25 protein-coding genes and 2 pseudogenes are annotated in these 22,918 nt (G+C 72.4%); 18 read left to right on the plus strand and 9 right to left on the minus strand.

Going from position 1 to position 22,918, the window contains the following annotated elements; genetic code table 11:
* Positions 1–190 (plus strand): annotated as a pseudogene (locus tag KJS59_RS26230) (glutamate--tRNA ligase); the annotation flags it as partial.
* A gap of 9 nt (positions 191–199) precedes the next feature.
* On the opposite strand, the gene KJS59_RS26235 reads toward KJS59_RS26230, so the two are convergent.
* Positions 200–1,420 carry a hypothetical protein gene (locus tag KJS59_RS26235; RefSeq protein WP_213455794.1) on the minus strand — a complete coding sequence of 407 codons (1,221 nt, stop codon included), beginning with the start codon at positions 1,418–1,420 and terminating at the stop codon, positions 200–202.
* A 132-nt stretch (positions 1,421–1,552) separates the two neighbouring features.
* The gene (locus KJS59_RS32350; protein WP_213455796.1) at positions 1,553–1,762 is read right to left on the minus strand and encodes an AAA family ATPase; all 210 of its coding nucleotides are present in this window, start codon (positions 1,760–1,762) and stop codon (positions 1,553–1,555) included.
* Between the two features lie 330 nt (positions 1,763–2,092).
* Between KJS59_RS32350 and KJS59_RS26245 the strand changes: the two genes are divergently transcribed.
* Positions 2,093–2,329 carry a helix-turn-helix domain-containing protein gene (locus tag KJS59_RS26245; protein ID WP_213455798.1) on the plus strand — a complete coding sequence of 79 codons (237 nt, stop codon included), beginning with the start codon at positions 2,093–2,095 and terminating at the stop codon, positions 2,327–2,329.
* Between the two features lie 242 nt (positions 2,330–2,571).
* Here KJS59_RS26245 and KJS59_RS26250 read toward each other — a convergent pair whose 3' ends face one another.
* The gene (locus KJS59_RS26250) at positions 2,572–3,159 is read right to left on the minus strand and encodes a DedA family protein (RefSeq protein WP_213455800.1); all 588 of its coding nucleotides are present in this window, start codon (positions 3,157–3,159) and stop codon (positions 2,572–2,574) included.
* Entirely contained in the window at positions 3,156–3,929 is a 774-nt protein-coding gene (locus tag KJS59_RS26255; protein ID WP_213455802.1) for an MBL fold metallo-hydrolase, read from the minus strand. Before KJS59_RS26255 ends, KJS59_RS26250 begins: the two co-directional genes overlap by 4 nt.
* 211 nt (positions 3,930–4,140) lie before the next feature.
* Between KJS59_RS26255 and KJS59_RS26260 the strand changes: the two genes are divergently transcribed.
* The 12 genes from KJS59_RS26260 to KJS59_RS26315 all read left to right on the plus strand — a co-directional run bounded on the left by KJS59_RS26260 (position 4,141) and on the right by KJS59_RS26315 (position 16,664).
* Positions 4,141–5,328, plus strand: a complete 1,188-nt coding sequence (locus KJS59_RS26260; protein WP_213455804.1) for a lytic polysaccharide monooxygenase — start codon at positions 4,141–4,143, stop codon at positions 5,326–5,328.
* Between the two features lie 135 nt (positions 5,329–5,463).
* Positions 5,464–5,871 carry a VOC family protein gene (locus tag KJS59_RS26265; protein ID WP_213455806.1) on the plus strand — a complete coding sequence of 136 codons (408 nt, stop codon included), beginning with the start codon at positions 5,464–5,466 and terminating at the stop codon, positions 5,869–5,871.
* A gap of 332 nt (positions 5,872–6,203) precedes the next feature.
* The gene (locus KJS59_RS26270) at positions 6,204–8,156 is read left to right on the plus strand and encodes a DUF1800 domain-containing protein (RefSeq protein ID WP_213455809.1); all 1,953 of its coding nucleotides are present in this window, start codon (positions 6,204–6,206) and stop codon (positions 8,154–8,156) included.
* 7 nt (positions 8,157–8,163) lie between these two features.
* Entirely contained in the window at positions 8,164–9,357 is a 1,194-nt protein-coding gene (locus KJS59_RS26275) for a DUF1501 domain-containing protein (protein ID WP_213455811.1), read from the plus strand.
* Entirely contained in the window at positions 9,354–10,763 is a 1,410-nt protein-coding gene (locus KJS59_RS26280; protein ID WP_213455813.1) for a ferredoxin reductase family protein, read from the plus strand. The genes KJS59_RS26275 and KJS59_RS26280 overlap by 4 nt, the downstream gene beginning before the upstream one ends.
* A gap of 46 nt (positions 10,764–10,809) precedes the next feature.
* On the plus strand, positions 10,810–11,304 hold the full coding sequence (locus KJS59_RS26285) for an FMN-binding protein (RefSeq protein WP_213455815.1): 495 nt from the start codon (positions 10,810–10,812) through the stop codon (positions 11,302–11,304).
* Positions 11,305–11,347: 43 nt separating this feature from the next.
* Positions 11,348–12,064 (plus strand): FAD:protein FMN transferase, encoded by a 717-nt coding sequence (locus KJS59_RS26290; RefSeq protein WP_213455911.1) that lies wholly within the window; start codon positions 11,348–11,350, stop codon positions 12,062–12,064.
* A 103-nt stretch (positions 12,065–12,167) separates the two neighbouring features.
* Positions 12,168–13,172, plus strand: coding sequence for a phosphotransferase (locus KJS59_RS26295; protein ID WP_213455817.1), 1,005 nt, complete (start codon positions 12,168–12,170; stop codon positions 13,170–13,172).
* 128 nt (positions 13,173–13,300) lie between these two features.
* The gene (gene serA, locus KJS59_RS26300; RefSeq protein ID WP_249714915.1) at positions 13,301–14,506 is read left to right on the plus strand and encodes a phosphoglycerate dehydrogenase; all 1,206 of its coding nucleotides are present in this window, start codon (positions 13,301–13,303) and stop codon (positions 14,504–14,506) included.
* A 73-nt stretch (positions 14,507–14,579) separates the two neighbouring features.
* Entirely contained in the window at positions 14,580–15,938 is a 1,359-nt protein-coding gene (locus tag KJS59_RS26305) for an FAD-binding oxidoreductase (RefSeq protein ID WP_213455822.1), read from the plus strand.
* A gap of 166 nt (positions 15,939–16,104) precedes the next feature.
* The gene (locus KJS59_RS26310) at positions 16,105–16,353 is read left to right on the plus strand and encodes a hypothetical protein (protein ID WP_213455824.1); all 249 of its coding nucleotides are present in this window, start codon (positions 16,105–16,107) and stop codon (positions 16,351–16,353) included.
* Positions 16,347–16,664, plus strand: coding sequence for a type II toxin-antitoxin system PemK/MazF family toxin (locus tag KJS59_RS26315; protein WP_213455826.1), 318 nt, complete (start codon positions 16,347–16,349; stop codon positions 16,662–16,664). Before KJS59_RS26310 ends, KJS59_RS26315 begins: the two co-directional genes overlap by 7 nt.
* A 299-nt stretch (positions 16,665–16,963) precedes the next feature.
* Here the strand turns inward: KJS59_RS26315 and KJS59_RS26320 are convergent, their stop codons facing one another.
* Together KJS59_RS26320 and KJS59_RS26325 are read right to left on the minus strand one after the other, a co-directional pair.
* Positions 16,964–17,287: a LamG-like jellyroll fold domain-containing protein gene (locus KJS59_RS26320; protein WP_249714917.1), complete on the minus strand. Its 324-nt coding sequence runs from the start codon at positions 17,285–17,287 to the stop codon at positions 16,964–16,966.
* A 486-nt stretch (positions 17,288–17,773) separates the two neighbouring features.
* Positions 17,774–17,980, minus strand: a complete 207-nt coding sequence (locus tag KJS59_RS26325) for a hypothetical protein (RefSeq protein WP_213455925.1) — start codon at positions 17,978–17,980, stop codon at positions 17,774–17,776.
* Here KJS59_RS26325 and KJS59_RS26330 point away from each other — a divergent pair.
* Entirely contained in the window at positions 17,903–18,664 is a 762-nt protein-coding gene (locus KJS59_RS26330) for an SDR family NAD(P)-dependent oxidoreductase (RefSeq protein WP_249714927.1), read from the plus strand. The two genes, KJS59_RS26325 and KJS59_RS26330, sit on opposite strands and share 78 nt — an antisense overlap.
* A 122-nt stretch (positions 18,665–18,786) precedes the next feature.
* On the opposite strand, the gene KJS59_RS26335 is transcribed toward KJS59_RS26330, so the two are convergent.
* Together KJS59_RS26335 and KJS59_RS26340 are read right to left on the minus strand one after the other, a co-directional pair.
* Positions 18,787–19,233, minus strand: a complete 447-nt coding sequence (locus KJS59_RS26335) for an SUKH-3 domain-containing protein (protein ID WP_213455832.1) — start codon at positions 19,231–19,233, stop codon at positions 18,787–18,789.
* A 60-nt stretch (positions 19,234–19,293) separates the two neighbouring features.
* The gene (locus KJS59_RS26340) at positions 19,294–20,538 is read right to left on the minus strand and encodes a hypothetical protein (protein ID WP_213455927.1); all 1,245 of its coding nucleotides are present in this window, start codon (positions 20,536–20,538) and stop codon (positions 19,294–19,296) included.
* 81 nt (positions 20,539–20,619) lie between these two features.
* Between KJS59_RS26340 and KJS59_RS32355 the strand changes: the two are divergent.
* The 3 genes and pseudogenes from KJS59_RS32355 to KJS59_RS26350 all read left to right on the plus strand — a co-directional run.
* Positions 20,620–21,153: pseudogene (locus KJS59_RS32355) on the plus strand (DUF4132 domain-containing protein); the annotation flags it as partial.
* A gap of 133 nt (positions 21,154–21,286) precedes the next feature.
* Complete coding sequence (locus KJS59_RS26345) at positions 21,287–21,829, plus strand: DUF7737 domain-containing protein (RefSeq protein WP_213455929.1); 543 nt, start codon at positions 21,287–21,289, stop codon at positions 21,827–21,829.
* Positions 21,830–21,914: 85 nt separating this feature from the next.
* Positions 21,915–22,103 carry a hypothetical protein gene (locus KJS59_RS26350; protein ID WP_213455931.1) on the plus strand — a complete coding sequence of 63 codons (189 nt, stop codon included), beginning with the start codon at positions 21,915–21,917 and terminating at the stop codon, positions 22,101–22,103.
* 12 nt (positions 22,104–22,115) lie between these two features.
* Here KJS59_RS26350 and KJS59_RS26355 read toward each other — a convergent pair whose 3' ends face one another.
* A complete protein-coding gene (locus tag KJS59_RS26355; protein WP_213455834.1) occupies positions 22,116–22,916 on the minus strand; it encodes a TrmH family RNA methyltransferase in 801 nt (266 codons plus the stop codon).
* Positions 22,917–22,918 lie beyond the last annotated feature (2 nt).

Raw genomic sequence — 22,918 nt, forward strand, 5'->3', positions numbered from 1 at the left:
CGAGTCGCTGAAGCGCGCCGTCGAGGAGATCGGCACGGCGCGGGGGCTGAAGCTGGGCAAGGCGCAGGCACCGGTACGGGTTGCGGTCACCGGCCGTACCGTCGGCCTGCCGCTGTTCGAGTCGCTGGAGGTCCTCGGCCGGGAACGGACGCTGGCGCGTATCCGAGCCGCGATCGCCCGGCTCGGATAGCGGCTCCCGTCACGCGGCGCCGCTCCGCCGGGCGGGGACGGCGCCGCGTGCGGCACGGGGCGGTTCCAGGCGGCCGAAGCCAGTGCCGAGCAGTCGGTCGGCCGCCGCGAGCGCGGCCACCGCCACCCGCTGAAGTACCACGTCCGCTGGAAGGTGGGTCCGGTGGAGACGGATCGAGGCCACCATGCCGCGGGCACCCTGGTTGAGCTCGATGACCCCGTGGTGGCCACCCCGCGCTGCTGGTTCCAGCACACTGCCGTTCCAGCGCACTCCCAGCTCCGCCGCGTTCGCGGACTGGGGCGCGGGCAGGCGTAGCACGAGTTCCTCCGGTTCGTCGAAGACCTGGCCGAACCACCGTTCCGACGCACAGCCGTCGACGCCGGGTAGGTTGGCCCGAGCGACGATCGCGGCCGTATGGGCGGCGACGCGCACCATTGGCGGGAGCGCCTCGAATACGGAGGTGATTCGGGTGTTCAGGTCGGTCGGGCGGAAGCCGTTCCGGGTGAGGATGCCGTCGACGGAGAAGCCTCCCCGGTAGGCGAGACGGTCCCGTAGCCGATCACCCAACCACCTGGTCTGCGCGATCAACCCGGCCGGATCGGGAAGCGGCCAGGCCCCCGCACACAGGTACACACCGTCGTCGGGCCGGTGCGGCACCAGCAGTTCCAGCGGCGGAAAAGCCACGGTGGCTTCCGGAAGGACCAGCCCGTGCAGGCGGCACGGCGTCCCCCGCAGCGCTGGCAGCAGGCGTACCCGCAGCCGCTCGTGGCCCGCGTGAGGCTGACGGCCGCCCGTCCAGCGCCGGACGTCTCCACCCCCGGCCGATGGTGCCGCACCCCGACGCTGGCTGGATGCCACGCCGCCGACGCCGGCGAACTGACCACCGCTGAGCAACCGGCCTGGTTGGTCGAAGACGATCGACTCGGCCCGGGCCAGACCAATCGCGTCCCACAGGGCGTCAACCGTGCTCTTGTGCTCGAACATCGCCCAGCTCGGATGCTTGCCGCCGAGGTGCCGGCGGCTGCCCAGTACCGGTGGGTCGAGCGGGTCGGTCACCACCAGCCACGCGCGGCGGTCCGAATCGAACCGGTCGAGCAGCCGCGACAGTGACGAGTCGCAGGCGAGTGTGGCGAGTAACTCGTGCCGCGCAGTAACGAGCTGGGCCGCGCTCCTGCTGGCGGAGGCCGGTAGGAGGCGGGTGAGTTCCGGGCCGTCAAACGCGAGGACCAACGAGCATCGGGCCTAAGAATACAAACCACGCGTGAGTTCCCAAGGATTCTTCCGTTTGGAAGTCCAGCGATACCCCGCCGCCGTTCGGCGTACGGTGCCACAGCCGAATCTCACCGGTCTCAGGGTCTGTATCTAGGTGTAACGGACACGGTCACGACCCAAGACAAGATCCGCCTCAAACAGACTCGTCTCCTCACCGGAGGTGTCGTCAAGCTTGAAAGACTGCCGGGGAACCACCCCCGGCGTCTTGGCCCAATCGGCGAAAGAATCTTGTACCGCGTCACGCATGAGTCGGAACCCGCTGAGCAGGTTAGATTTCCCCGAGGCGTTGGCTCCGAACAAGCCCAGGACGGGTTGTACCGAAATATCACGACCTCGGTACCGGAGACCGATCTCTCGTCCCGCCCCCTCGTCTCTCTCGTCCCGCCCCCTCGTCGAATTCGGTCGTGATCAGCGACAGCTCATGCTCGTCACGGATAGACCGGTGGTTTGCTAGCCGGAACCGGATCAACACCGAACACCTCCTATCGAGACAGGGCCCTCCGTCCTGTCATCTACGCTGTGGCGCACAGAACCTGCGCGAAGAAGCCTATGACGCCGCCGCGCGGCGGACGCCAGCAAAGAACGAGGGACGGGCCGGCGGCGGGTACAAGCTGATCATGATTCGGACCGATGGGGGCGACCATGGCGACGGCGGATGTTGGGACACTGATCGAGCGCGCCAACCTGGCGGCGGGCCTCGGCCAGCGTGCCCTTGCGGACGCGACCGGGATCTCCCAGTCCACCCTGTCGCGGATCATCGGCGGCGAGCGGCGAGCGAAGCTCCCGGAGGTCGTGGCGATCGCGTGGGCGACTGGGCAGACCGTTGCCCAACTCACCGGCGCCGGGACGGCGGCCGACAGCGTTTAGTACGCGGCCCGGGCTACCGACGGCTCGGGCATGGAAGGCATGTGTCAGGCGCTTCTGCGCTTCATGGAACTGGACGACTACCTGGACGACCAGGCCATTCCTGCCACGATCTGACACGCGTGGAAGAGTGTGAACGCTGAAGCCGAGAGTCCCGCCATGCCGGCCCGGCGGGATCGTACGGATCGGCGGTCTATCCTCCCACGGGCGTCGCGCTCGGGAGGCGCTCGCGGCTACGGCGGGTGTCAGCTGGCTTCGGCGGAGGAGGGCTCGCGGTCGGCCCGGCGGCGGTTGATCCAGGAGACGAGTTGGCTGACGGCCACGATGAGCACGAGCGCCGCCACGATGCCCTCCCACGGCTTGGGGAAGATGGCGCCGCCGAGCAGCCCGATCGCGGCGTAGGTGGCGGACCAGAGCAGGCATGCGGGGATGTTGGCGATGACGAACCGGCGGGAGTGCACACCGGCGATGGCCGCGGCCAGCAGGACCGGGATGCGGCCGCCCGGGAGTAGGCGGGAGACGAGCAGCACGCTCACGTCGTGGTCGCGCAGCCGCTCGGCGGCGGGCTTGACGCGCTCCGGGTCGCGCAGCCAGCGCAGGGTGTGGGCGAGGCGGACGCCGCCCCAGCGGGCGAGCGCGAACGTGACCAGGTCGCCGAGGTAGGCGCCGGCCGCGCCGGTGAGGATCACCAGCAGCGTGATGATGCGCCCCTCCTCGTGGTACGCGAGGACGCAGGCGGCGCTGACGGCGGCGCCGGTGGGGACGATGGGCAGGACCGCGCCGAAGGCGACCACTCCGAGCAGCGAGGCGAGCGCGTCGAGGGGAAGGGTCACGGGGCGCGCCCGGTGGTGGCGTCCAGGGTGAGGCTCTCGCCGGGTGCGAGCACGCGCACCTGGGTCTGCGGGACGATCTGGCCGGCGTGCCGGGCGAAGTCGGTGCCCGGGGAGTGGAACAGGTCGGGGCGCATCCGTTCGCAGCCGACCGGCCAGAGCGTGCCGTAGTGCACGGGCACGGCCCAGGTGGCGCCGCAGCGGCGGACGGCCTCGGCGGCCTCGCGGGGGCCGAGGTGGCCGTCGCCGAGGGTGGGGCCCCAGCCGCCGACGGGGATCAGGGCCAGGTCGACGGGGCCGAGGCCGGCCATGCCGTCGAACAGGCCGGTGTCGCCGGCGAACCAGGTGGTGGAGGTGCCGTGGACGAGGTAGCCGAGGGCGGGTGCCCGGTGCCGGGACCAGGGGCCGCGGGAGCCGTCGTGCGCCGCGGGGACGGCGGTGACCCGTACCCCGTTGATGTCGGTCTCCTGGCCGGCCCGCAGTTCGACGCAGCGGGCGGCGGCCGCGGGGCCGAGGCGGCGGCCGATGAAGGCGGCGGCGCCGGCCGGGACGATCAGCCGGGTCGTGGGCGGCAGCAGCCGGATCGAGCCCAGGTGCAGGTGGTCGGCGTGCAGGTGGGAGACGAGGACGGCGTCCGGGCCGGGCACGGCGGGGCGTGGGCCGCGGCGGCGGCGCAGGTGGGCCACGCGCATGCCGAGCACCGGGTCGGTGAGCAGCCGGACCCCGGACTCCTCGATGCCGACCGTGCTGTGCCCCCACCACGTCACCCGCACCGCACCACCGTAACCCGGTGATCAGGGCGTCGCCGATCGCCACCTGTTAGTTGGAGTTCCAAACTATTGACAGTTCACATTTGCATGTGTGAATCTCTGCCCACGGCGTTGCCTCGCGCGGCGGCGCCGAGCGCCGCGGAGCCACCCATCCCTACCGGCGCGGCCGCGAGGGCAACGCGCCGCGCACGTTCACCCCTGACCAGGAGGCTCCATGCTCACCTACGTCCAGCGACCGACGGTGTACCGGCCGCTGACCGTCGTGGCCGCGATCCTGTTGCTGCTGGCCACCGCGCTGTCCACCGCCGCCTTCGCACACGGCTCGACGATCGACCCCATGTCGCGCAACTACGGGTGCTGGAAGCGCTGGGGCAACGACTTCCAGAACCCCGCCATGGCCACCCAGGACCCGATGTGCTGGCAGGCGTGGCAGGCCGACCCGAACGCCATGTGGAACTGGAACGGCCTGTACCGCGAGGGCGTCGCCGGCAACCACCAGGGCGCGATCCCCGACGGGCAGTTGTGCAGCGGCGGGCAGACCGGGGGCACCCGGTACGCCGCCCTGGACACCCCCGGCGCCTGGAAGGCGACCAACGTCAACAACAGCTTCAACCTGGTCGTGCACGACCAGGCCCGGCACGGCGCCGACTACTTCATGATCTACGTGACCAAGCAGGGCTTCAACCCGCTCACCCAGAAGCCCCGGTGGAGCGACCTCGAACTGATCACCAAGACCAGGAAGTACGCCCCCGGCGAGGGGCAGACCACGAACGACCCGGTCCTCAACGGCGTCTCGATCACGATCCCGGTCAGCGCGCCGGGGCGGACCGGCCGGCACATCGTCTACACGATCTGGCAGGCCAGCCACGCCGACCAGTCGTACTACTGGTGCAGCGACGTGATCTTCCCGGGCGGCCCAGCGGAGCCGACGACCCCGCCGACCACCCCCACGACGCCGCCCACCAGCCCGACCACGAGGCCGCCGACCACCCCGCCGACCACCAACCCGACGACGAGGCCGCCGACCACCCCGCCGACGCAGCAGCCGACCACCCCGCCCACGACCCCGACCCACGGCCCGACGCCGCCCCCGGGTGGCAACGCGTCCTGCTCCGTGGCGTACTCGATCGTGAACCAGTGGGAAGGCGGCTTCCAGGCGGACGTGAAGGTGACCGCCGGCGGCGCGCCGATCAGCGGCTGGACCGTGAAGTGGACGTACGCCAACGGGCAGCAGGTCAGCTCGTCCTGGGGCGCCACGCTCACCTCCAGCGGATCCAGCGTGACCGTGACCAACGCCGCCTACAACGGCAGCCTCGCGGCCGGCACCAGCACCACGTTCGGCCTGCTCGGCTCATGGGCCGGTAGCAACACCGCACCCACGCCCACCTGCACCGCCGCGTGAGGCGTCCGGGGACCGCCCGCCCGGCCCGCGGGCGGTCCCCGGATCAGGGCCACCCGGATGGCGGGTTGACACGATGGGGTACCCCTGGCGACGGTGTTGTGCGGACGGGGTGCTCGATCGTTGGAGGTGGCGGCGGTGGGCGTGCGGCGCGTGATCCTGGATATCCAGTCGGACGCCATCGAGGCCAGCCGCGACTTCTACGCGCTGCTCGGCCTGCGCCAGGTGGTCGACCGGGGCTGGGTGGTCACCCTGACGGCCCCGGAGAACCCGGAGGCGCAGGTCACGCTGATCGGCCGGGACGCGAACGCGCAGGCCCAGCCGGACGTCAGCATCGAGGTGGACGACGTGGACGCCGTGTACCGGGCGGTGCTGGCCGACGGCGCGGAGATCATCTGGCCGATCCAGGAGGACGAGAGCGGGGTGCGGCGCTTCCTGGTCCGCGACCCGAACGGCATGGTCGTCAACGTGCTGAGCGCGACGGCCGCGGGCACGCCGCCACCGGCGCCCGCCGAGCCGCCCCACCTGGGCCCGCCGTCCGCCTGATACGCGCGCCCTGCGGAAGCCGGCGTTATAAGCGCACGAAGGCCCCTCTGCCGTTACACCCGTTCGGCTTAATTGTTCCTTAAGTCTTTCGCGGCGCCGATCCGCTCGCACGGGCAGCGCCGGGCCGGGGCGGTTTCGCCGGGCCGCGCTTTCCGCCCGGATCGCCCCAATTCAAGATCACGCGGGAGCGCTTCCATAGAGATCAATCAAATTTAAGCGCCCCTTTGCGGCCCGGCCGACCGCATTGAATCCCGCCGCCGCGATGGCTACTTTCCGGTACCGGCACCGGCCGGGACGGGACCGCCGGTCCGTCGAGGTGGGGATCGATATCGATGGTCGAGCGCAGCGCGCCGCGCCGTTCACGGGCCGGGCGGGGCTGGCGCCCGGCGCACCGGGCGCCGCGGCGCGGCGGCCACGCCGGGTACGACTACGCGACCGGCACCACGCGCGTCATCGACCCGCACACCAGCCTGCACACCGACATCGAGGACGAACCGGGCGACGGGCCGAGCCGCCGCCGCGCCGTCCTGGCGCTCGGCGGCGCGGCAGCGGCCCTGCTCGGCGGGGTCGCGGCCGGCACCACGCCGACCGGGCGACGGGTGGCGGGCTGGATGGTCGGCGGCGCTCCCGACCCGACCGACGCGCTGGCCGCGCCGAAGTCGCGGGACACCGGCACCGGGGCCGAGTCCGACCGCCCGGCCGGGCAGCAGGCCAGCCTGGTCCGCACGTACGCGGCCGAGAACGAGAGCTACATGGGGTCGACCGCGGGCGCCGGGGTCGCCAAGAACACCCCCGCCGACGGGCGCGAGTACCCGAGCCCGGCGGCAGCCGCGGCGGCCACCAAGGTCACGGCGAACACCGTGCTGGCCAAGCACCCCGTGCGGCACCTGGCCGGCCGGGCGACGTTCGGGGCGACCCCGCAACTTCTCGCGGACATCCAGACCATGGGCATCGACGCCTGGCTGGCCCGGCAACTGGCGCCGGAGACCATCCCGCCGACCGAGGCCGAGGTGAAGCTGCCCGAGCTGGGCACGCTGCGGATGGGCGTGGCGGACCTGCGCCGCGACCGGCAGAAGCTCGCCGACCGGGGCATCCGCGCCGACGAGGAGGCGGCCGAGGCGACGATCGCCCGGCAGATCTGGTCGGACCGGCAACTGTTCGAGGTCATGGTCGACCTGTGGAACGACGTCCTGCCCGTGGGGCGGGACTTCGAACGGTCCGACGTGGTGCGCGCCGCGTTCGACCGGGACGTGATCCGCCGGTACGCGTTGGACAACTACCCGGACATGCTGGTCGCCGCGAACCGGCACCCGGCCCTGCTACGCGCCCTGGACCAGGCGTACTCGCGGGCCGAGGCGGTCAACGAGAACCTGGCCCGGGAGAACCTGGAGCGCTTCTCGGTCGGCGTGGACGGTGGCTGCACCGAGGTCGACGTGCGGCAGGCCGCGCTGATCCAGACCGGACGGACCGTGGTGGACGACCGGTACGCGTACCGGGCGGAGGACCACCACGTGGGTCCGATCAAGGTCATGGGGTTCGCGCACCCCAACCACACGGCCGGGGGCGGCGAGGAGGCGGGCGACGCGTACCTGCGCTACCTGGCGCTGCACCCGTCGACCGCGCGCGCCGTCGCGGTCGCCCTCGCCACCCGCCTCGTCTCGGACGTGCCGCCGCAATCCATCGTGGACCGGCTGGCGAAGCGGTACCTGGCGGCCAAGGGGCATATCCAGCCCGTCCTCATGACGCTGTTCTGCTCGTCGGAGTTCTGGGGCTCGGTGGGCCAGAAGGTGCGCCGGCCACGGGAGTACGTGGTCGCCACGTACCGGACGCTCGGCGTGCAGGCGAGGACGCCGGCCGCGTTCGAGGCGGACACGGGCAGCCGCACGGCGTTCGGCACCGGCCTGCGCGAGGTGCGACTCAAGCTCGCCGACCTGGGGCACGAGCCGATGACCGGCCCGGCCCTGGACGTGTTCGTGCCGTGGGCGACCGCCGGCGCGCTGGTCGGTCAGTGGAACGAGGCGCTGACCGCGGTCACCGGTGGGCGCGCGATGTTCACCTACACCGCGCCGGAGCGGCTCGTCGCCCGACCGCCCGCCACGGCGGGCGCGTACCTGGACGCGCTCGCCCGGCGTCTGGTCCACCAACCGCTGTCTGCCAGGCAGCGGGCGCTGATCCTCGGCGTGGCCGGCCTGCCGGAGAGCGCCCGGGTCGACGCGACCTTCAACGGCGCGATCGCCGCCGTGGCCCGCGCCATCCTCGCCTCCCCCCTGCACCACCTGCGATGAGGTACCGATGATTTCTGCGACCCGGCGCCAGTTCATGGCCGGCACCGCGGCGGCGGTGACCGCGGTGGCCACCGCCCAGGTCGCCGGCGCGCGGGCCGCGGCCGGCGCGGCGACCGGCGGCACGCTCGTACACGTGTTCCTCCACGGCGGCCTGGACGGGCTGAGCCTCGTCGCGCCCGCGAAGGACCCGGTGCTCGCGACGCTACGGCCGAACCTGCTGCTCGGGAGCGACTCGCTGCCGCTGCCCCGGGGCTTCCGGCTGACCGGCGCGTTCAAGCCGCTGGCGAGTTACCTGGGATCGGGGCACCTGGCGTTCATCCCGGGGGTCTCGGATCCGCGCATCTCACGCAGCCACTTCCAGGCACAGGATGTCTGCCACCTCGGCGGGCTGCCGGGCGAGACCGACGGCCGGGGCTGGCTGGACGCCCTGGTGAACCTGCTCGGCGGCGGTACCGTGCTGCGCGGCGTCGCCATCGGTGCCACGCTGCCCCGATCGCTGGTCGGCACCGGGAACGCCGCCGCGCTGACCGCTGTGGACTCGCTGCGGCTGGACGGTGACGCCCGGTACGCGGACGCGACCGCCGAGGCGCTGCGGGGCCTGTTCACCGGCATCGACCACCCGGCGGAGCACACCGTGCGCTCCGCCCTGGCCGCCGTGGAAACGGCCCGGCGGGTCGCCCCGCCGGCCGATGCGGCCGGGTACGACGGTGCCGCGGGTGCCGCACTGCGGCAGGTCGCCCGGCTCATCAAGGGCGGGGCCGGCGTGCGGGTGGCGACCGTCGCGGTCGGCGGCTTCGACACCCACGAGAACCAGGGCACCGGGCCGGGCGGCTACCTGTACGGCCGGCTGAACGACCTGGCCACGGCGCTGGCGGCGTTCTTCGACGACCTCGGCGACCGGCGGGCGGAGGTGACCGTGATGATCTCCAGCGAGTTCGGCCGGCGGGTAGCGGAAAACGGACGCGGCTGCGACCACGGCCACGGCGGCGTGATTTCCGTACTGTCCGGCAGGAGGCTGGCCGGACCGCTCCTGGGCGCCTGGGACGGCCTGGCCGAACTGGACAATGGAGACGTTCCGGAGTTCACCAACATGTTCGACGTGTTCGGATCCGTCGCGCAGGGCCGGTTCGCGTTGACCACCGGTGAGGTGCAGCAGATGTTCCCGCACCGCAGGTTCACACCGATCGAGCTGTACGCGTGAGCGCGGCCCGCCGCACCACCCGGCAGAGCCGGCGCGCCGCCACCGGCGTGGTGGCCCGCGCCGCCCGGCCGGCGGAGGTGCCCGCGCAGCGCGGCAGCGTGCCCCGGCACGCCGTCACCGCGATCCTGTGGATCGGGCTGGTCGCCGCCGTCGCGCCGTGGTGGGTGCAGACCAGGCCGGAGGATCTGGCCGGCTCCGGCGCGCTGCTGACCGCCGGCGGCCGGATCACCGGCCTGGTCGCCGGCTACCTGCTGCTCACGCAGGTGCTGCTGATGAGCCGGCTGCGCGTGCTGGACCGCTGGGTCGGCGAGGAGCGGCTGGTTCGGCTGCACCGCGAACTCGGCGGCGCGCTCGTGGTCGCGCTGATCTTCCACGTGGTGCTCACCGTGTACGGGTACGCCGCGCTGGACCGGGTCGGCCCGGTCCGGGAGAGCGTTACCCTGCTCACCGACTACGAGGACATGATCAGCGCCACGGTCGCCGGCGGGATCATGGTCGCCACCGGGCTGCTCGCGATCCGGTTCATCCGCAACGCCATGCCGTACGAACTGTGGAAGCTGCTGCACGCCACCACATACCTGGTGCTGCTGTTCGGGTACGGGCACCAGTTCGCGCTCGGCCAGCAGCTGTTCCGCCCCGGGCCGTCCCGAACGTTCTGGATCGGCCTGTACGGGCTGGTCCTGCTGTGCCTGTTCTGGGGCCGGGTGGTCGTGCCGCTGGGGCTGAACCTGCGCCACCGGTTCCAAGTGGCGGACGTGGTGGCCGAGAGCCCCGGCGTCATCTCCATCTACCTGACCGGGCGCCGCCTGGACCTGCTCCACGTGCGCGCCGGCCAATACTGCCGGTGGCGGTTCCTCACCTCCGGGTGCTGGTGGCAGGCGCACCCGTTCTCGCTGTCGGCCGCCGGTAACGGGCGCTGGCTGCGGCTCACCGTGAAGATCGTCGGCTCGCACACCGAGGATCTCCAGGACCTGCGCCCCGGCACGCGGGTCTGGACCACCCCGCCGGCCGGCGAGTTCACCGCCGAGCGGCGCACCCGCCCGCGCGCCCTGCTGATCGCCGGCGGCACCGGCATCGCGCCGATCCGGGCGCTGCTGGAGGAGTTGCCGGAGGGCGCCGCCGTGATCTACCGGGCGAAAGCCGTCGAGGACATCCTGTTCCGCCAGGAACTGGACTGGCTGGCCGACGCCCGCCGCGCCGACCTGTGGTACGTCCTGGGCGACCGCGACGATCCCGGGCCGCGCTCGGTCTTCACCGTCAAGGGACTGCGGCAACTGGTCCCCGACCTGGCCGCCCGGGACGTGTACCTCTGCGGCCCGGACGGGCTGATCCGCTCCTGCCAACGGATCCTGCGCCGGGCCGGGGTGCCCCGCCGGCAGGTCCACACGGCCGCCTTTGAATTTTGAGCCCCCGAGACCCGGCCGCTTTCGACCCTTCTAGGAGTCCACCCGCATGCGTCGCGCAGTTCTCGCCATCACCGGCCTGGCCGTCGGCACGCCGCTACTGGTGGCGCTGAAGCTCGGGGCGGCGGCCCCGCCGGCGACCGCCGACGCCACAGCCGCTTCGAACACGCAAGGGCCCACACCCACCGGCACCGGGAAGGGCGCCAAGTCGACGCCCACCAAGGCGGCCCCCACGAAGGCCCCCGCCAAGAAGCCGGCCGGCACCCGCACCGTCGCGGGCACCCCGCAGGACAGCCCGTACGGCACCGTCAAGGTTCAGGTGGTGCTCGACGGCAACAAGATCACCGACGTGCAGGCGGTCCAGCTGCCGCAGACCGAGCCGCGCTCGATCTCGCTGAACGAGCGGGCCATCCCCCAGCTGCGCAAGGAGGTCCTGGCGAAGCAGAGCGCCGACGTGGACACCGTCTCCGGCGCCACGTTCACCAGCGAGGGATACCTGAACTCGCTCCAGGCCGCCCTGGACGCGGCCGGGGTCGGTGCCTGAGGCGCGCCTGCTGCGCCCGGGCCTGCGCCGGGTGGAGCAGGTGATGGGCACCGCGATCAGCCTCGACATCGCCGACCCGCTGCCGCCGGAGCGCCTGGAGCGCCTCGCCGACCAGGTCTTCACCTGGATGCGCGAGGTCGACCAGCGGTTCAGCACCTACCGCGACGACAGCGAGGTCAGGCGCCTGGACCGGGGCGACCTGCGGGCCGAGGACGCCTCCGCCGGGCTGCGTCACGTGCTGGACCGGTGCGCCGCCCTCTGGCGCGAGACCGGCGGGTACTTCGACGCGCACGCCGGCGGCCACCTCGACCCGTCCGGCTACGTGAAGGGCTGGGCCGTGCAGGTGGCCTCGGACCGGCTGGCCCGCCTGGGCGCCGCCAACCACTGCCTGAACGCGGGCGGCGACGTCCGCGTCCGCGGCGTGGCCGAACCGGGCCGCCCCTGGCGCGTCGGCATCCGCCACCCGTGGGACCCCCGGCACACCTGCCTGATCGTCACCGGCACCGACCTGGCCGTGGCCACCTCCGGGGTGTACGAGCGCGGCCATCACGTCCTCGACCCGCACCCCGGCGAGCCGGCCACCGGCCTGCGCTCGGTCACCGTCGCCGGCCCCGACCTCGGCGACGCGGACGCCTACGCCACCGCCGCCCTGGCGATGGGCGTCCCCGGTCTGGACTGGGTGAGCCGGCTACCAGGGTACGAATGCGCCGTGGTCACGGACGACGGCGAGCTGTACCGCTCCCCCGGCCTGCCCACATAGGACTGGGGCGTGCGGCGGGGCGCCGGCATGCCCCGCCGCACGCCCCGCCCCGCCCCGCCGAAACCGTTGGCGGCGGCATCGTCCAAGCGCTTACTGTCGCCGGATGGCGCGGGGGACGGTGGACGTGGCGGATCTGGGCGGCCTGGTGCGGGAGGCGTTCGGGGCGGGGCGGCGGGCCGAGACGGTCGAGCGGCTGCGGGGCGGTACCGCGAAGGGCGTGTACCGGGTCCGGCTGGACGACGGCGGCACCGCGATCCTATACGCCTGGGGCGCCGCGGAGAGCTACTGGCCCGGCGCCGGCAACGAGGACCCCGCGCTGCCGTTCTCGGGCGCCAGCAGCCTGGACCTGTTCGTTGCCGGCCGGGCCGCGCTGGATTCGGCCGGGGTGCGCACGCCACGGGTGTACGCGGCGGACCGGGAGCGGAGCCTGGCGCTCGTCGAGGACGTGCGGGGCGGCACCCTGGAGGCGCTGCTCGAGCGGGGCCGGCATCCGGCGCTGGACGGCCTGGCCGCCGCGCTCGCGGCGATGCGGCAGCATCGGTCCGGCCGGCTCGGCAGGCCCAGCTACCCGGCCGGGCCGGCGGCGTCCTGCGCGCAGATCATCCTTGAGCGGGCGCTCAGGCAGCTCGGCGAGGCCGCCCGCCGGGTCGAACGGATCCACGCGGTGCGGGAGCGGGTGGTGGACACCCTGCACGCCCTGGCCGACGACATCCAGCCCCGCGACCGGTACGGGTTGGTGCACGGCGAACTGGGGCCGGACCACGTCCTCATCGACGCCGCCACCCAGGAGCCGGTCCTGATCGACCTGGACGGGGTGCTGTTCTTCGACGTGGAGTGGGAGCACGCGTTCCTGGAGCTGCGCTTCGGCGATCACTACCCGACCCTGCGGCTGCCGGGCCTGGACGAGGCGCGGCTGCGGCTCTACCGACTGGCGCAGGCGGTGTCGCTGGTCGCCGGGCCGCTACAGCTGCTCGACGGGGACTTCCCGGACCGCGCCTTCATGCTCCAGGTCGTGGAATGGAACATCGCCCGGGTGCTAGGGCTCTCGGACGGCGTCCAGGGCCAGATACCCGCGGGACGCCGTGCCGGGCCGGGTCCGACGCGATGACCTCGCGGACGGCCGGGAACAGCGCCTAAATTACCCGCCGTTACGGACGCCACAGCGGTACCACCGGGACCGGTATGTGGGAGCCGGTACCGTTGATCCGGCTCTGTCAAGCGAGTGATCGGGAAATCATGGACAAGGTACGTGTCCTGCTGCTGGAGAACATCCACCCGGACGCCGTCGCCCGGCTGGAGTCCGAGGGCTACCTCGTCGACACGCTGCCCGGGGCGCTGGACGAGGACGAGCTGATCGCGCGGATCAACGGCGTCCAGCTGCTCGGCATCCGGTCCAAGACGAAGGTGACCGCCCGGGTGATCGAGGCCGCGCCGCAGCTCGTGGCGATCGGCGCGTTCTGCATCGGCACCGACCAGATCGACCTGGCGGCGGCCTCCCGGTCCGGCGTGGCGGTGTTCAACGCCCCGTTCTCGAACACCCGCAGCGTGGTCGAGCTGGCCCTGGCCGAGATCATCGCGATGACCCGCCGGCTGACCGAGAAGAACAAGGCGATGCACGAGGGCGTCTGGGACAAGGCCGCCGACGGCAGCCACGAGGTCCGCGGCCGCAGCCTCGGCATCGTCGGGTACGGCAACATCGGCACCCAGCTGTCGGTGCTGGCCGAGGCGCTGGGCATGCGGGTCTACTTCTACGACACCGCGGACAAACTCGCCCTGGGCAACGCGCAGCGCTGCGACACCCTGGACGAGTTGCTGGAGATCGTGGACGTGGTGACCCTGCACGTCGACGGCCGCCCCGGCAACAGCGGCTTCTTCGGCGAGGCGCAGTTCGCGAAGATGCGCCCGCAGAGCCTGTTCCTGAACCTGTCCCGTGGCTTCGTCATCGACCACGCCGCGCTGCGCGAACACATCGCCTCCGGCCACCTGGCCGGCGCCGCCGTGGACGTGTTCCCGAAGGAGCCGAAGGGGCGCGGCGAACAGTTCCACTCGCAACTGCGCGGCCTGCCCAACGTCATCCTCACCCCGCACATCGGCGGCTCGACCGAGGAGGCCCAGGCGGACATCGGTGGCTTCGTGGCGAACAAGCTCACCATGTACGTGCGCGAGGGCAACACCACGCTGAGCGTGAACCTGCCCCCCATCGCGCTGCCGATGCAGGGCGCCCAGCACCGCACCGCCTACCTGCACGCCAACACCCCCGGCGTGCTGGCGCAGGTCAACAGCGTGCTCGCCGAGCACCGGGTCAACGTCGAGGGCCAGGTCCTGGCCACCCGCGGCGAGTACGGCTACCTGCTGACCGACATCGGCGCCGACTACGCCGACGAGGTGGTCACCCGGCTGGAGGCGATGCCGCAGACCGTCCGCCTGCGGGTCCTCTCGTGAGCGCGCGCAGCGCCCGGCGCCTGTCGGCCGGGGGCCGGCGGTCGCGCCACAGCCGCGAGCGCGGGCGGGCCCAGTGAGCGACCTTGTCGAGCGGCTGCGCGAGGTGGTCGGCGCGGCCTTCGTGCTCACCGACCCGGACCTGCGCGCCGGCTACGAGACCGACTGGACGGGCCGGTTCACCGGCGCCGCCCGCTGCGTGGTCCGCCCGGCCGACACCGCCGAGGTGGCCGCCGTGGTGCGGGCGTGCGCCGAGGCGGGCGTCCCGCTGACCGTGCAGGGCGGCAACACCGGCCTGGTCGGCGGCGGCGTCCCGGCCGGCACCGGCGACGTGCTGCTCAGCCTCACCCGCCTGACCGCCCTGGACGACGTCGACCCGGTCGAGGCCCAGGTGACCGCCGGCGCCGGCGTCACCCTGGAACGCCTCCAGGCCCACGCCCGCGCCGCCGGCCTCGACTTCGGCGTCGACCTCGCCGCCCGCTCCGCCGCCACCATCGGCGGGATGGTCGCCACCAACGCCGGCGGCATCCGGGTGCTGCGGTACGGCAGCATGCGCGAGCAGCTCACCGGCATCGAGGCCGTCCTGCCGGACGGCTCCGTCGTCAGCCGCCTCGCCGGCCTGGCCAAGGACAACACCGGGTACGACCTCACCCACCTGCTCACCGGCAGCGAGGGCACCCTCGCGGTCATCACCCGGGTACGGGTACGCCTGGTGCCGCTGCCGCCCGCGCGGGCGGTGGCGCTGGTCGCGGTGGACGGCACCGAGGGCGCCCTGTCCCTGCTCGCCGCCGCCCGCTCCCGGCTCGCCGCGCTCGCCGCCCTGGAGCTGTTCTACGCGGACGGCCTCGCGCTCGTACGCGCGCACGGCAACCTGTCGGCACCGTTCGCGCAGGAGTACCCGGTGTACGTGGTCGTCGAGGCGGCCGGCGCCACCGACCCGACCGACGACCTGTTGGAACTGCTCTCCGACTGCGACGCCGTCCAGGACGCCACCGTCGCCTCGGACGCCGCCGGGCGCGCCCGCCTGTGGGCGTACCGGGAAACGCACACCGAGGCCATCAACGCGGCCGGAGTGCCGACGAAGCTGGACGTGTGCGTGCCGCTCCGGGAACTACCCGGGCTGGTCGAGGCGCTACCGGCAGCGGTTGCCGCGGCTGCCCCCGAGGCCCGGACGATCGTGTTCGGGCACCTCGGCGAGGGCAACCTGCACGTGAACGTGCTCGGCGCGGGTGACCGGGCCGAAGAGGTCACGGACGCGGTGCTGAAGCTGGTGGCCGACCGGCGCGGGAGCATCAGCTCCGAGCACGGCGTCGGGCGGGCCAAGGCTCGGTGGTTGGGACTGTCGCGGGCGCCGCAGGAGATCGCGGCGATGCGTGCCATCAAGGGTGCCCTCGACCCGGCCGGCCTCCTCAACCCCGGCGTCCTGTTCCCCTAGGAGCGTGTCTGGGTCTGCCGGTTCATAGACGTTGGTCTCGATACCGTCGCGGCTCGACCCTGCCCTGAACGCGCTCGACTCATACCGGGCCTCGCAGGCGTAGGGCCGCCACCTTCCAGCCGAAGTAATCGGACCGGACGAAGGCGCCCACCGGTAGGATGAAAGTATGACCGTGAAGCTCAGCATCAGCGTGCCGGACGATGTGGCCGCCTACCTGCAGAATCAGGGCAACGCCTCGGCAGCCGTGACCGAAGCCGTCCGCCGCGTCCTCCCCGAGGCTCGGCGCGCGCGCCAGCGGGCGGCGGCGCAGGCATACGGGGAATACCTTCGCCACAGAACCGAACGGCGACTCGCGGACGATCAGGCATTGATTGAAAGCAGCAATGACATCGCGCTGCGTGACGCCCAGTGGTGAAGCGGGGCCAGATCTGGACCCTGCTGCGCGGAGGTAGCCAGTACCGCCTACTCGTCATCAGCAACGACGAGTACAACAGCGTCGAAGAACTGGCGATCTGGGCCCTCACAATCGTTCGCGACGTGCCGCACCCCAATCAGCTGGCCGTCCGCCTCGACCACGCCGATCCCCTCGCCGGCGCCTTCGTCAGAATCCATAGCGTCGTGCAGATCCTCGACCGCAGCACACTACGTGACAACCACGGCTTCGTCTCACACGAAACGATGACCGCAGTCGAGGAAGCCCTACGGGAGTTCCTCGAACTGCCATAACGCCACCGCCACAGACAGCGAAAGGTGCACGGCGAGGCACCGGATCGCGAGCTTTCACGACCAAGCAAGGCCGTGCCGATCGCGGACACCAGGCAAATACCGAAGCAACTTCCGGCGCTACCAATCGGATCTCAAACCCTCTTGCTACCAATTCCGCAGTCGCGTTAAATACCGAGCGGCTCCGCGGGCCCGGCGTACGGGGTCTGCCGGCGAACCGTCACCGTCTGGCCTCCAGGTCCTGGCCCCTCGGTCACCGATTCTCCCCGGACGAGTTCGCTGGTGCCCGGAGTCGCATGAGTCTACGAGTTGTACAAGCTGACAACGTCCGCGTCGGTCATGGCGCCCTGGAACACGGCTACGTCGTCGATGCCACCGATCCACTGGTCGACCAGCTGGCCCTGCCGGAGCGTACGGCCCACCAGCAGCGGCCCGGAGGACGCGAACGGCGTGAACGACACGTTCACCGTGTTGTTGAGTACCCCGTTGACATAGATTCGCAACTGGCCAAGGCCGCCGTCGTAAACGCCGGCCAGGTGGACCCAGACACCGGCTTCGGCGGGAGTTGCCGAGAAGACGCCCGCCAGATGAGTCCAGCGGCCCGCAACCGGGGCGCCGCCGTTCACACCGCTGCCCGATGCCCCGGGTGGCATCCGTTTCGTACATGTACGCACGCCACGCGCCGACCTGCGCCGAGTAACCGAGCGTCATGCGGGCGCCGATCGACCCGAGCAGCGACACCACCACCTGGTCGGAGGCGGTGTCGTCAAGGCGCACCCACGCCGCGACCGAGAAGTTCTCCGTGGTGTCCGCCACGGGTCCGCGCGCGTGCTCAGGTAGCCGGTGCCGTCGAGAGAGGCGGTCGCGACGCGCACGATCAGCCATGCCACACGCCCCACTCCCGCAGCGACAGTGGCAGAGACGATAAGCATCGATCTTCCGGCCGCGCTGCCCCTTTCGGACGCTGAGCTACCGGGCCGATACACAACGGCGTCACCTCTGATTGATTAGCTTGAATACTTGAGCCGAAACGAACTGACGCCATTACGTCAGTAATCGTCGCCATGTGATACGGGTCACACAGCAGGGTGCGACTCATCCCAAACAGCCTCTTACTGTCCCAATACCGCTATCTCGAACTTTTCGCTCGGCGGCAGCAGGACCCCGGCGCGGGGCGTGACGAGAAGCACCGCGGTGGCCGGCGCGGTCTTGGGTACGGTCGTGCCGTGGCGCTTGTACTGGTGACGGGGTCGGCGGATGGCATCGGGCGACGGACGGCCGCGGATCTGATCCGCGCCGGGCACCGCGTCGTAGTGCACGGACGCAGCGACCGGCGGGCCGACGAGACCCTGTCGGCGCTGCCCGACGCGGCCGGCGCGGTGGTCGGCGACCTGACGTCGCTGGACCGAACCCGGGCGCTGGCCGAGGCGGCGAACCGGCACGGCGCGTTCGACGTGGTGATCCACAATGCCGGCCTGGGCGGCCACCCGGAGCGGGTGGTGACCGGGGACGGGCTGGAGCGGATCTTTCAGGTCAACGTGGTGGCGCCGTATCTGCTCACGGCGCTGATGCACCCCCCGGCGCGGCTGGTGTACCTGACGTCCGGGCTGGAGGAGCGGGGCGTGGCGGACCTGTCGGACGTGCACTGGGAGCGCCGCGCCTGGAACGGCATGCAGGCGTACAGCGACTCGAAACTGTACGACGTGGTGCTGGCGTTCGCGCTCGCGCGGCGGTGGCCCGGCGCGCTGAGCAACGCCGTCGACCCGGGCTGGATCAAGACCAAGCTGGGCGGCCCGAACGCGACGGACGAGCTGCCCGAGGGCGCCGAGACGCAGGTGTGGCTGGCCACATCGGACGACCCGGCGGCCCGGGTGACCGGGCGGTACTTCAAGCGCCGCCGCGACCTTCGCGCGAACCCGGCCGCCTACGACGAGACCGTCCAGGAGGGACTGCTCGCCGCCTGCGCCGCCATCACCGGCGCCCACCTGCCGTCGGGGCGATAAGCCACACACGGCCCACCGCATCCGCCGCCCTCACACCCACCATCGATCTTGGGGTCGTGCTGGGCGACAAGTGCCACTTCTCGGGTCAGGATAGGCACCACAGAGAGGGTGGCGGGGAGCGGCTAGACGGGGTTGCCGTGGTCGTCGACCAGGGTAAAGGGTTCACCGCGGACCAGGCGCACGATCGCCTGCTCCGGCGTCGGGCCGACGAGGAACTCGCCGGCCTCGTGCAGCAGGAAGACCCGGCCGTCGGCGGCGCAGGCGATATCGCTCTCGCCGTCCTCGTACCAGGCCAGGGGGAACACCGGTACGCCCAGGTCGGCGGCGAACTCGGCGAACAGGTCCACCAGGACGCGCCCCCGCAGCGGCCAGAACCGCACGTCGAAGCCGCCGCTGGCGGAGCCGATCCGCCGGAGTTGACGGAAGGCGAGGCCGCCGAACTCGTCGAGCAGCGCGCGGGCCACCGGGTGGACGGGCAGGGAGCCGGGTAGCTGCCGCAGCCAGGTCGCCACGCGGTCGCTAACATCGCGCCCGGCGTACCACCCGGCGGCGGTCAGGACCCGACGCACGTCCTCGGGGAGTCTCCCGGTCCGATCCGTCGCCCCCACCTCCCCAGCCAGCCAGCCTGCCTATCGTAGGCAGCCGCGGGGACCGGCGGATGACCAAAATGGACGACCCAACCCGGCCGCCCGGAAGGCCGCTTTGCTCCGCTTCCCTACATGAAGCCAGGTCGAGGATCTCGACGAGGTGATCGACCTGCGTTGGGTGTCCACGATGGCGTTCATCCGGCTCGTCCCGCTGGTCGGGGGGTGACCGTGGCGAGCTGGGTGCCCCTGCTGCCGCCGCTGACCGAGGCGGAGAGCGCCGGGTACGCCCGCGCGGTCGAGAGTGCCGGCGAGTTGGCGGCGACCGCGATGGCGGCGGCGCACGCGGCGTACCCGGGGCGGCACGATGCGGCCCTGGCGGCGCTGCGGATCCACGCCGACGCGGTGGCCAGCCTCGGGCCGCCGGCCACCCGCCACGACCTGCCGATCATGCTCGTTGCCCGGCATGGCGTCCGCTGGTCCCGCACGGATCTCGTGTGGAGCCTGCATCTGCTCGCCACCGAGCATGGCCTCGAGGATGGGGTCGCGTACCAGTTGCCGGCCACGATCGCGGCCGGCCTGGAGCGCCAGCCGCTCGACGGTCTCGCACCCGCCCTGCGGGCCGTGCTGCGTCAGGTGGCGTGCAGCCAGGTCGCCACCAGCGTCCGGCAGGAGCTGGTGCGCCAGTTCGGCATGGGTGTCGACCGGGCGATCGGCAGCACCGTCCCGGCACACCTGCTGCACCCGGGTGACGCCTTCGGCCCGGCGACGAAGGCCGCGCTCGTGGACGTCCTCGCCGCGCCCGGCGTGACCGAGGCGCTCCTGCACGCCGCGTCGCTGGGCCGACCGGTACCGTCCGCCAGGTGGCTCCGCGAGGCGGAACCACTGCTCGCGCCCGCGGCGGGAGCCGTGCGCGCGGTGCTCGAGCGGTTCACGGCGTTCGAGGGTCACGTCCACTCCGACACGGACGTGCTGCTGCGCGGGCTCACCTGCCTGCTCAGCCTCGACCCGGCCGAGGCGGCCACCATCCTCATCGGAGAGGTGGCGCGCGCCGCCGGCGGGGCCGTCCCCCGCTCGCCGGGCGACCCGTACGCGCCGCGCACCGCCGCCGCCGCGGTGGAGGTGCTCACCGGTCGCGGCGGCGACGAGCCGGTCAGGGTGCTGGCCCGGCTCTCGATCGGCGTCAAGAACAAAACGCTGCTCACCGGGGTCCAGGCGGCGCTGGAACGGCTGGGCGCGCTGCGCGGCTGGCAGCCGGGCGAGGCGCTGGAATTCGCCGTCGACGACCACGGGCTGGCCGGGGCGGGCCGCAGGAGCTGGAGCGCCGAGGGCTACTCGATCGTCGTCGAGCTGGACGGGGAGCGGGCACGGCTGCGGGTCGACCGCGACGGTAAGCCGCTCAAGGGCGTCCCGGCGGCGCTCCAGCAGTCACCCGCGCTGGGTGAGGCGCGGGATCTGGTCAAGCGCATCGGCAAGACGCTCGGCCAGGAGCGGAGCCGGGTAGAGGCGCTGCTCGGCCAGGACCGCGTCTGGTCGGCGGTGGAGTGGTTGCCGCGCTACCTGGAGCACCCGGTCACCTCGGTGTTCGGTCGCCGGCTGGTCTGGGAGACATCGACCGACTCCCGGAACTGGACCGCCGGGCTGCCCGAGCAGCGCGACGGCGGGTGGACGCTGCCGGGGCTGTCGGCCGCGAGCGAGGTCCGGCTGTGGCACCCGGTGCTCGCCGACGTCGACGAGGTGGCCGCCTGGCGCGACCGCGTCGCCGCGACCGGCCCGCGTCAGCCGTTCAAGCAGGCGTTCCGCGAGGTCTACCGGCTCACCCCCGCCGAGGAGCGCACCGGCACCTACTCCAACCGCTTCGCCGGCCACATCCTGCGGTACCGCCAGGCCAACGCGTTGATGCGCACCCGGGGCTGGCAGGCCGGCTACCTCGGCGCCTGGGACGGCGGGGGCGACAGCGAAGCGACGAAGCTGTTCGGGGGCGGGGCGTGCCTCGTTCTTCCACGAGGCGACGGGCGAGGTCGACCGCGACGACGACGTGCGGTACTGCGCGACCGATCAGGTCCGGATCGCCCGGCGGGACGGCGCGCTGTGGGCGCTCGCCCCGCTGGCCGAGGTGCCGCCACGGGTGTTCAGCGAGGTCATGCGGGATGTCGACCTGTTCGTCGGGGTCACCTCAATCGCCACCGACCACACCTGGGTCGACCGGGGCGAGGACCGCTTCTGGGAGTACTGGTCGACGGCGAGCACCGGCCCGCTGAGCGCCTCGGCCGAGGTGCGCCGCGACGTGCTGGCCCGCCTGCTGCCGAGGCTGCGGATCGCGCCCCGCTGCGAACTGCGGGAGCGGTACCTACGCGTGCGGGGCGACCGGCGGATCTACAAGATCCATCTGGGCTCGGGGAACATCCTCATGGAGCCCAACGACGCCTACCTGTGCATCGTGCCCGAGCGGGCGACGACCGGCCCGGTGCGGCTGCCGTTCGACGACGACCAGATGCTGTCCATCATCCTGTCGAAGGCGATGCTGCTCGCCGACGACGAGAAGATCACGGACCGGACGATCCTGCGTCAACTGGCCTGACCGCGGCTCGCCCGCCGGGCACCCGGCCTACGCTCGGTGGTACACCCGACGCGGACGACCCCCTACCGACTTGGCGGAGGTCAGCATGCGGCCCTGGTACATCCTCCTGGCACTGCTCTGGATCCTGCTCGCGTTGTGGCCGGCGGCCATCGCCAACCGCAAGGGTCACAGCTTCATCGGGTTCCTCATCCTCGGTCTCATCTTCTGGCCCGCGACGCTGGTCGCGGCGTTCCTCGTGCGCGACCGCGGCCGCCCGTACGCCGTCCGGCGTTAGCGCCGGGCCGGCTCAGGCGTCGTCGCGGGACAGTTCCCAGAAGGCGACGGCCGACGCGGCGGCCACATTGAGCGAGTCGACGCCGCGGCGCATGGGGAGGATGACCCGCGCGTCGCTGGCCTCGACGGCCCGGCGGGACAGCCCCGGGCCCTCGGCACCGAGCAGCAGGGCGGGGCGCTCGCGGTAGCGGGGGTCGAGGCGGTTGAGCGGGACGGCGTCCGGGGCGAGGGTCATCGCGAGCACGGCGAAGCCCGCCTCGCGGACCGCCGCCAGCGCGTCCGGCCAGGGTTCCAGTTTCGCGTACGGGACGGCGAACACCTCGCCCATGCTGACCCGCACGCTGCGCCGGTACAGCGGATCGGCGCAGGACGGGGAGAGCAGCACCGCGTCGACGCCGAGCGCCGCGGCGCCGCGGAAGATGGCGCCGAGGTTGGTGTGGTTGTTGACGTCCTCGAGGATCGCGACCCGGCGGGCGGCGGCGAGCACCTCGGCCGCGGTGGGCAACTCCCGGCGGTGGAACGAACCGAGCACGCCGCGGTGCACGTGGAAGCCGGTCGCCTTCTCCAGCACGTCCTGGGTGGCCGCGTACAGCGGCGCGCCGGGCAGATCGGCAAGCTGGTCGGCGCGCTTGGCGTCCACCAGATAGGACCGCGGCCGATAGCCGGCCCGCAGTGCGCGGCGCAGCACCAGTTCGCCCTCGGCGATGAACAGCCCGTGCGGCGGCTCCCACCGGGTGCGCAACTCCACGTCGGTGAGGGCTCGGTAGTCGGCGATCCGCTCGTCGTCGGGGTCGGTGATCAGCTCCACCGGCACGT

This window comes from Rhizomonospora bruguierae (genome assembly GCF_018397995.1).
Classification (GTDB): domain Bacteria; phylum Actinomycetota; class Actinomycetes; order Mycobacteriales; family Micromonosporaceae; genus Rhizomonospora; species Rhizomonospora bruguierae.

Excerpts from the sequence above, each read along its gene's own strand:
- KJS59_RS26285 (WP_213455815.1), top strand. The coding sequence starts at position 10,810 with ATGCGTCGCGCAGTTCTCGCCATCACCGGCCTGGCCGTCGGCACGCCG.
- KJS59_RS26245 (WP_213455798.1), top strand. The coding sequence starts at position 2,093 with ATGGGGGCGACCATGGCGACGGCGGATGTTGGGACACTGATCGAGCGC.
- KJS59_RS26295 (WP_213455817.1), top strand. The coding sequence starts at position 12,168 with ATGGCGCGGGGGACGGTGGACGTGGCGGATCTGGGCGGCCTGGTGCGG.
- KJS59_RS26290 (WP_213455911.1), top strand. The coding sequence starts at position 11,348 with ATGGGCACCGCGATCAGCCTCGACATCGCCGACCCGCTGCCGCCGGAG.
- KJS59_RS26270 (WP_213455809.1), top strand. The coding sequence starts at position 6,204 with ATGGTCGAGCGCAGCGCGCCGCGCCGTTCACGGGCCGGGCGGGGCTGG.
- KJS59_RS26275 (WP_213455811.1), top strand. The coding sequence starts at position 8,164 with ATGATTTCTGCGACCCGGCGCCAGTTCATGGCCGGCACCGCGGCGGCG.
- serA (WP_249714915.1), top strand. The coding sequence starts at position 13,301 with ATGGACAAGGTACGTGTCCTGCTGCTGGAGAACATCCACCCGGACGCC.
- KJS59_RS26260 (WP_213455804.1), top strand. The coding sequence starts at position 4,141 with ATGCTCACCTACGTCCAGCGACCGACGGTGTACCGGCCGCTGACCGTC.
- KJS59_RS26310 (WP_213455824.1), top strand. The coding sequence starts at position 16,105 with ATGACCGTGAAGCTCAGCATCAGCGTGCCGGACGATGTGGCCGCCTAC.
- KJS59_RS26350 (WP_213455931.1), top strand. The coding sequence starts at position 21,915 with ATGCGGCCCTGGTACATCCTCCTGGCACTGCTCTGGATCCTGCTCGCG.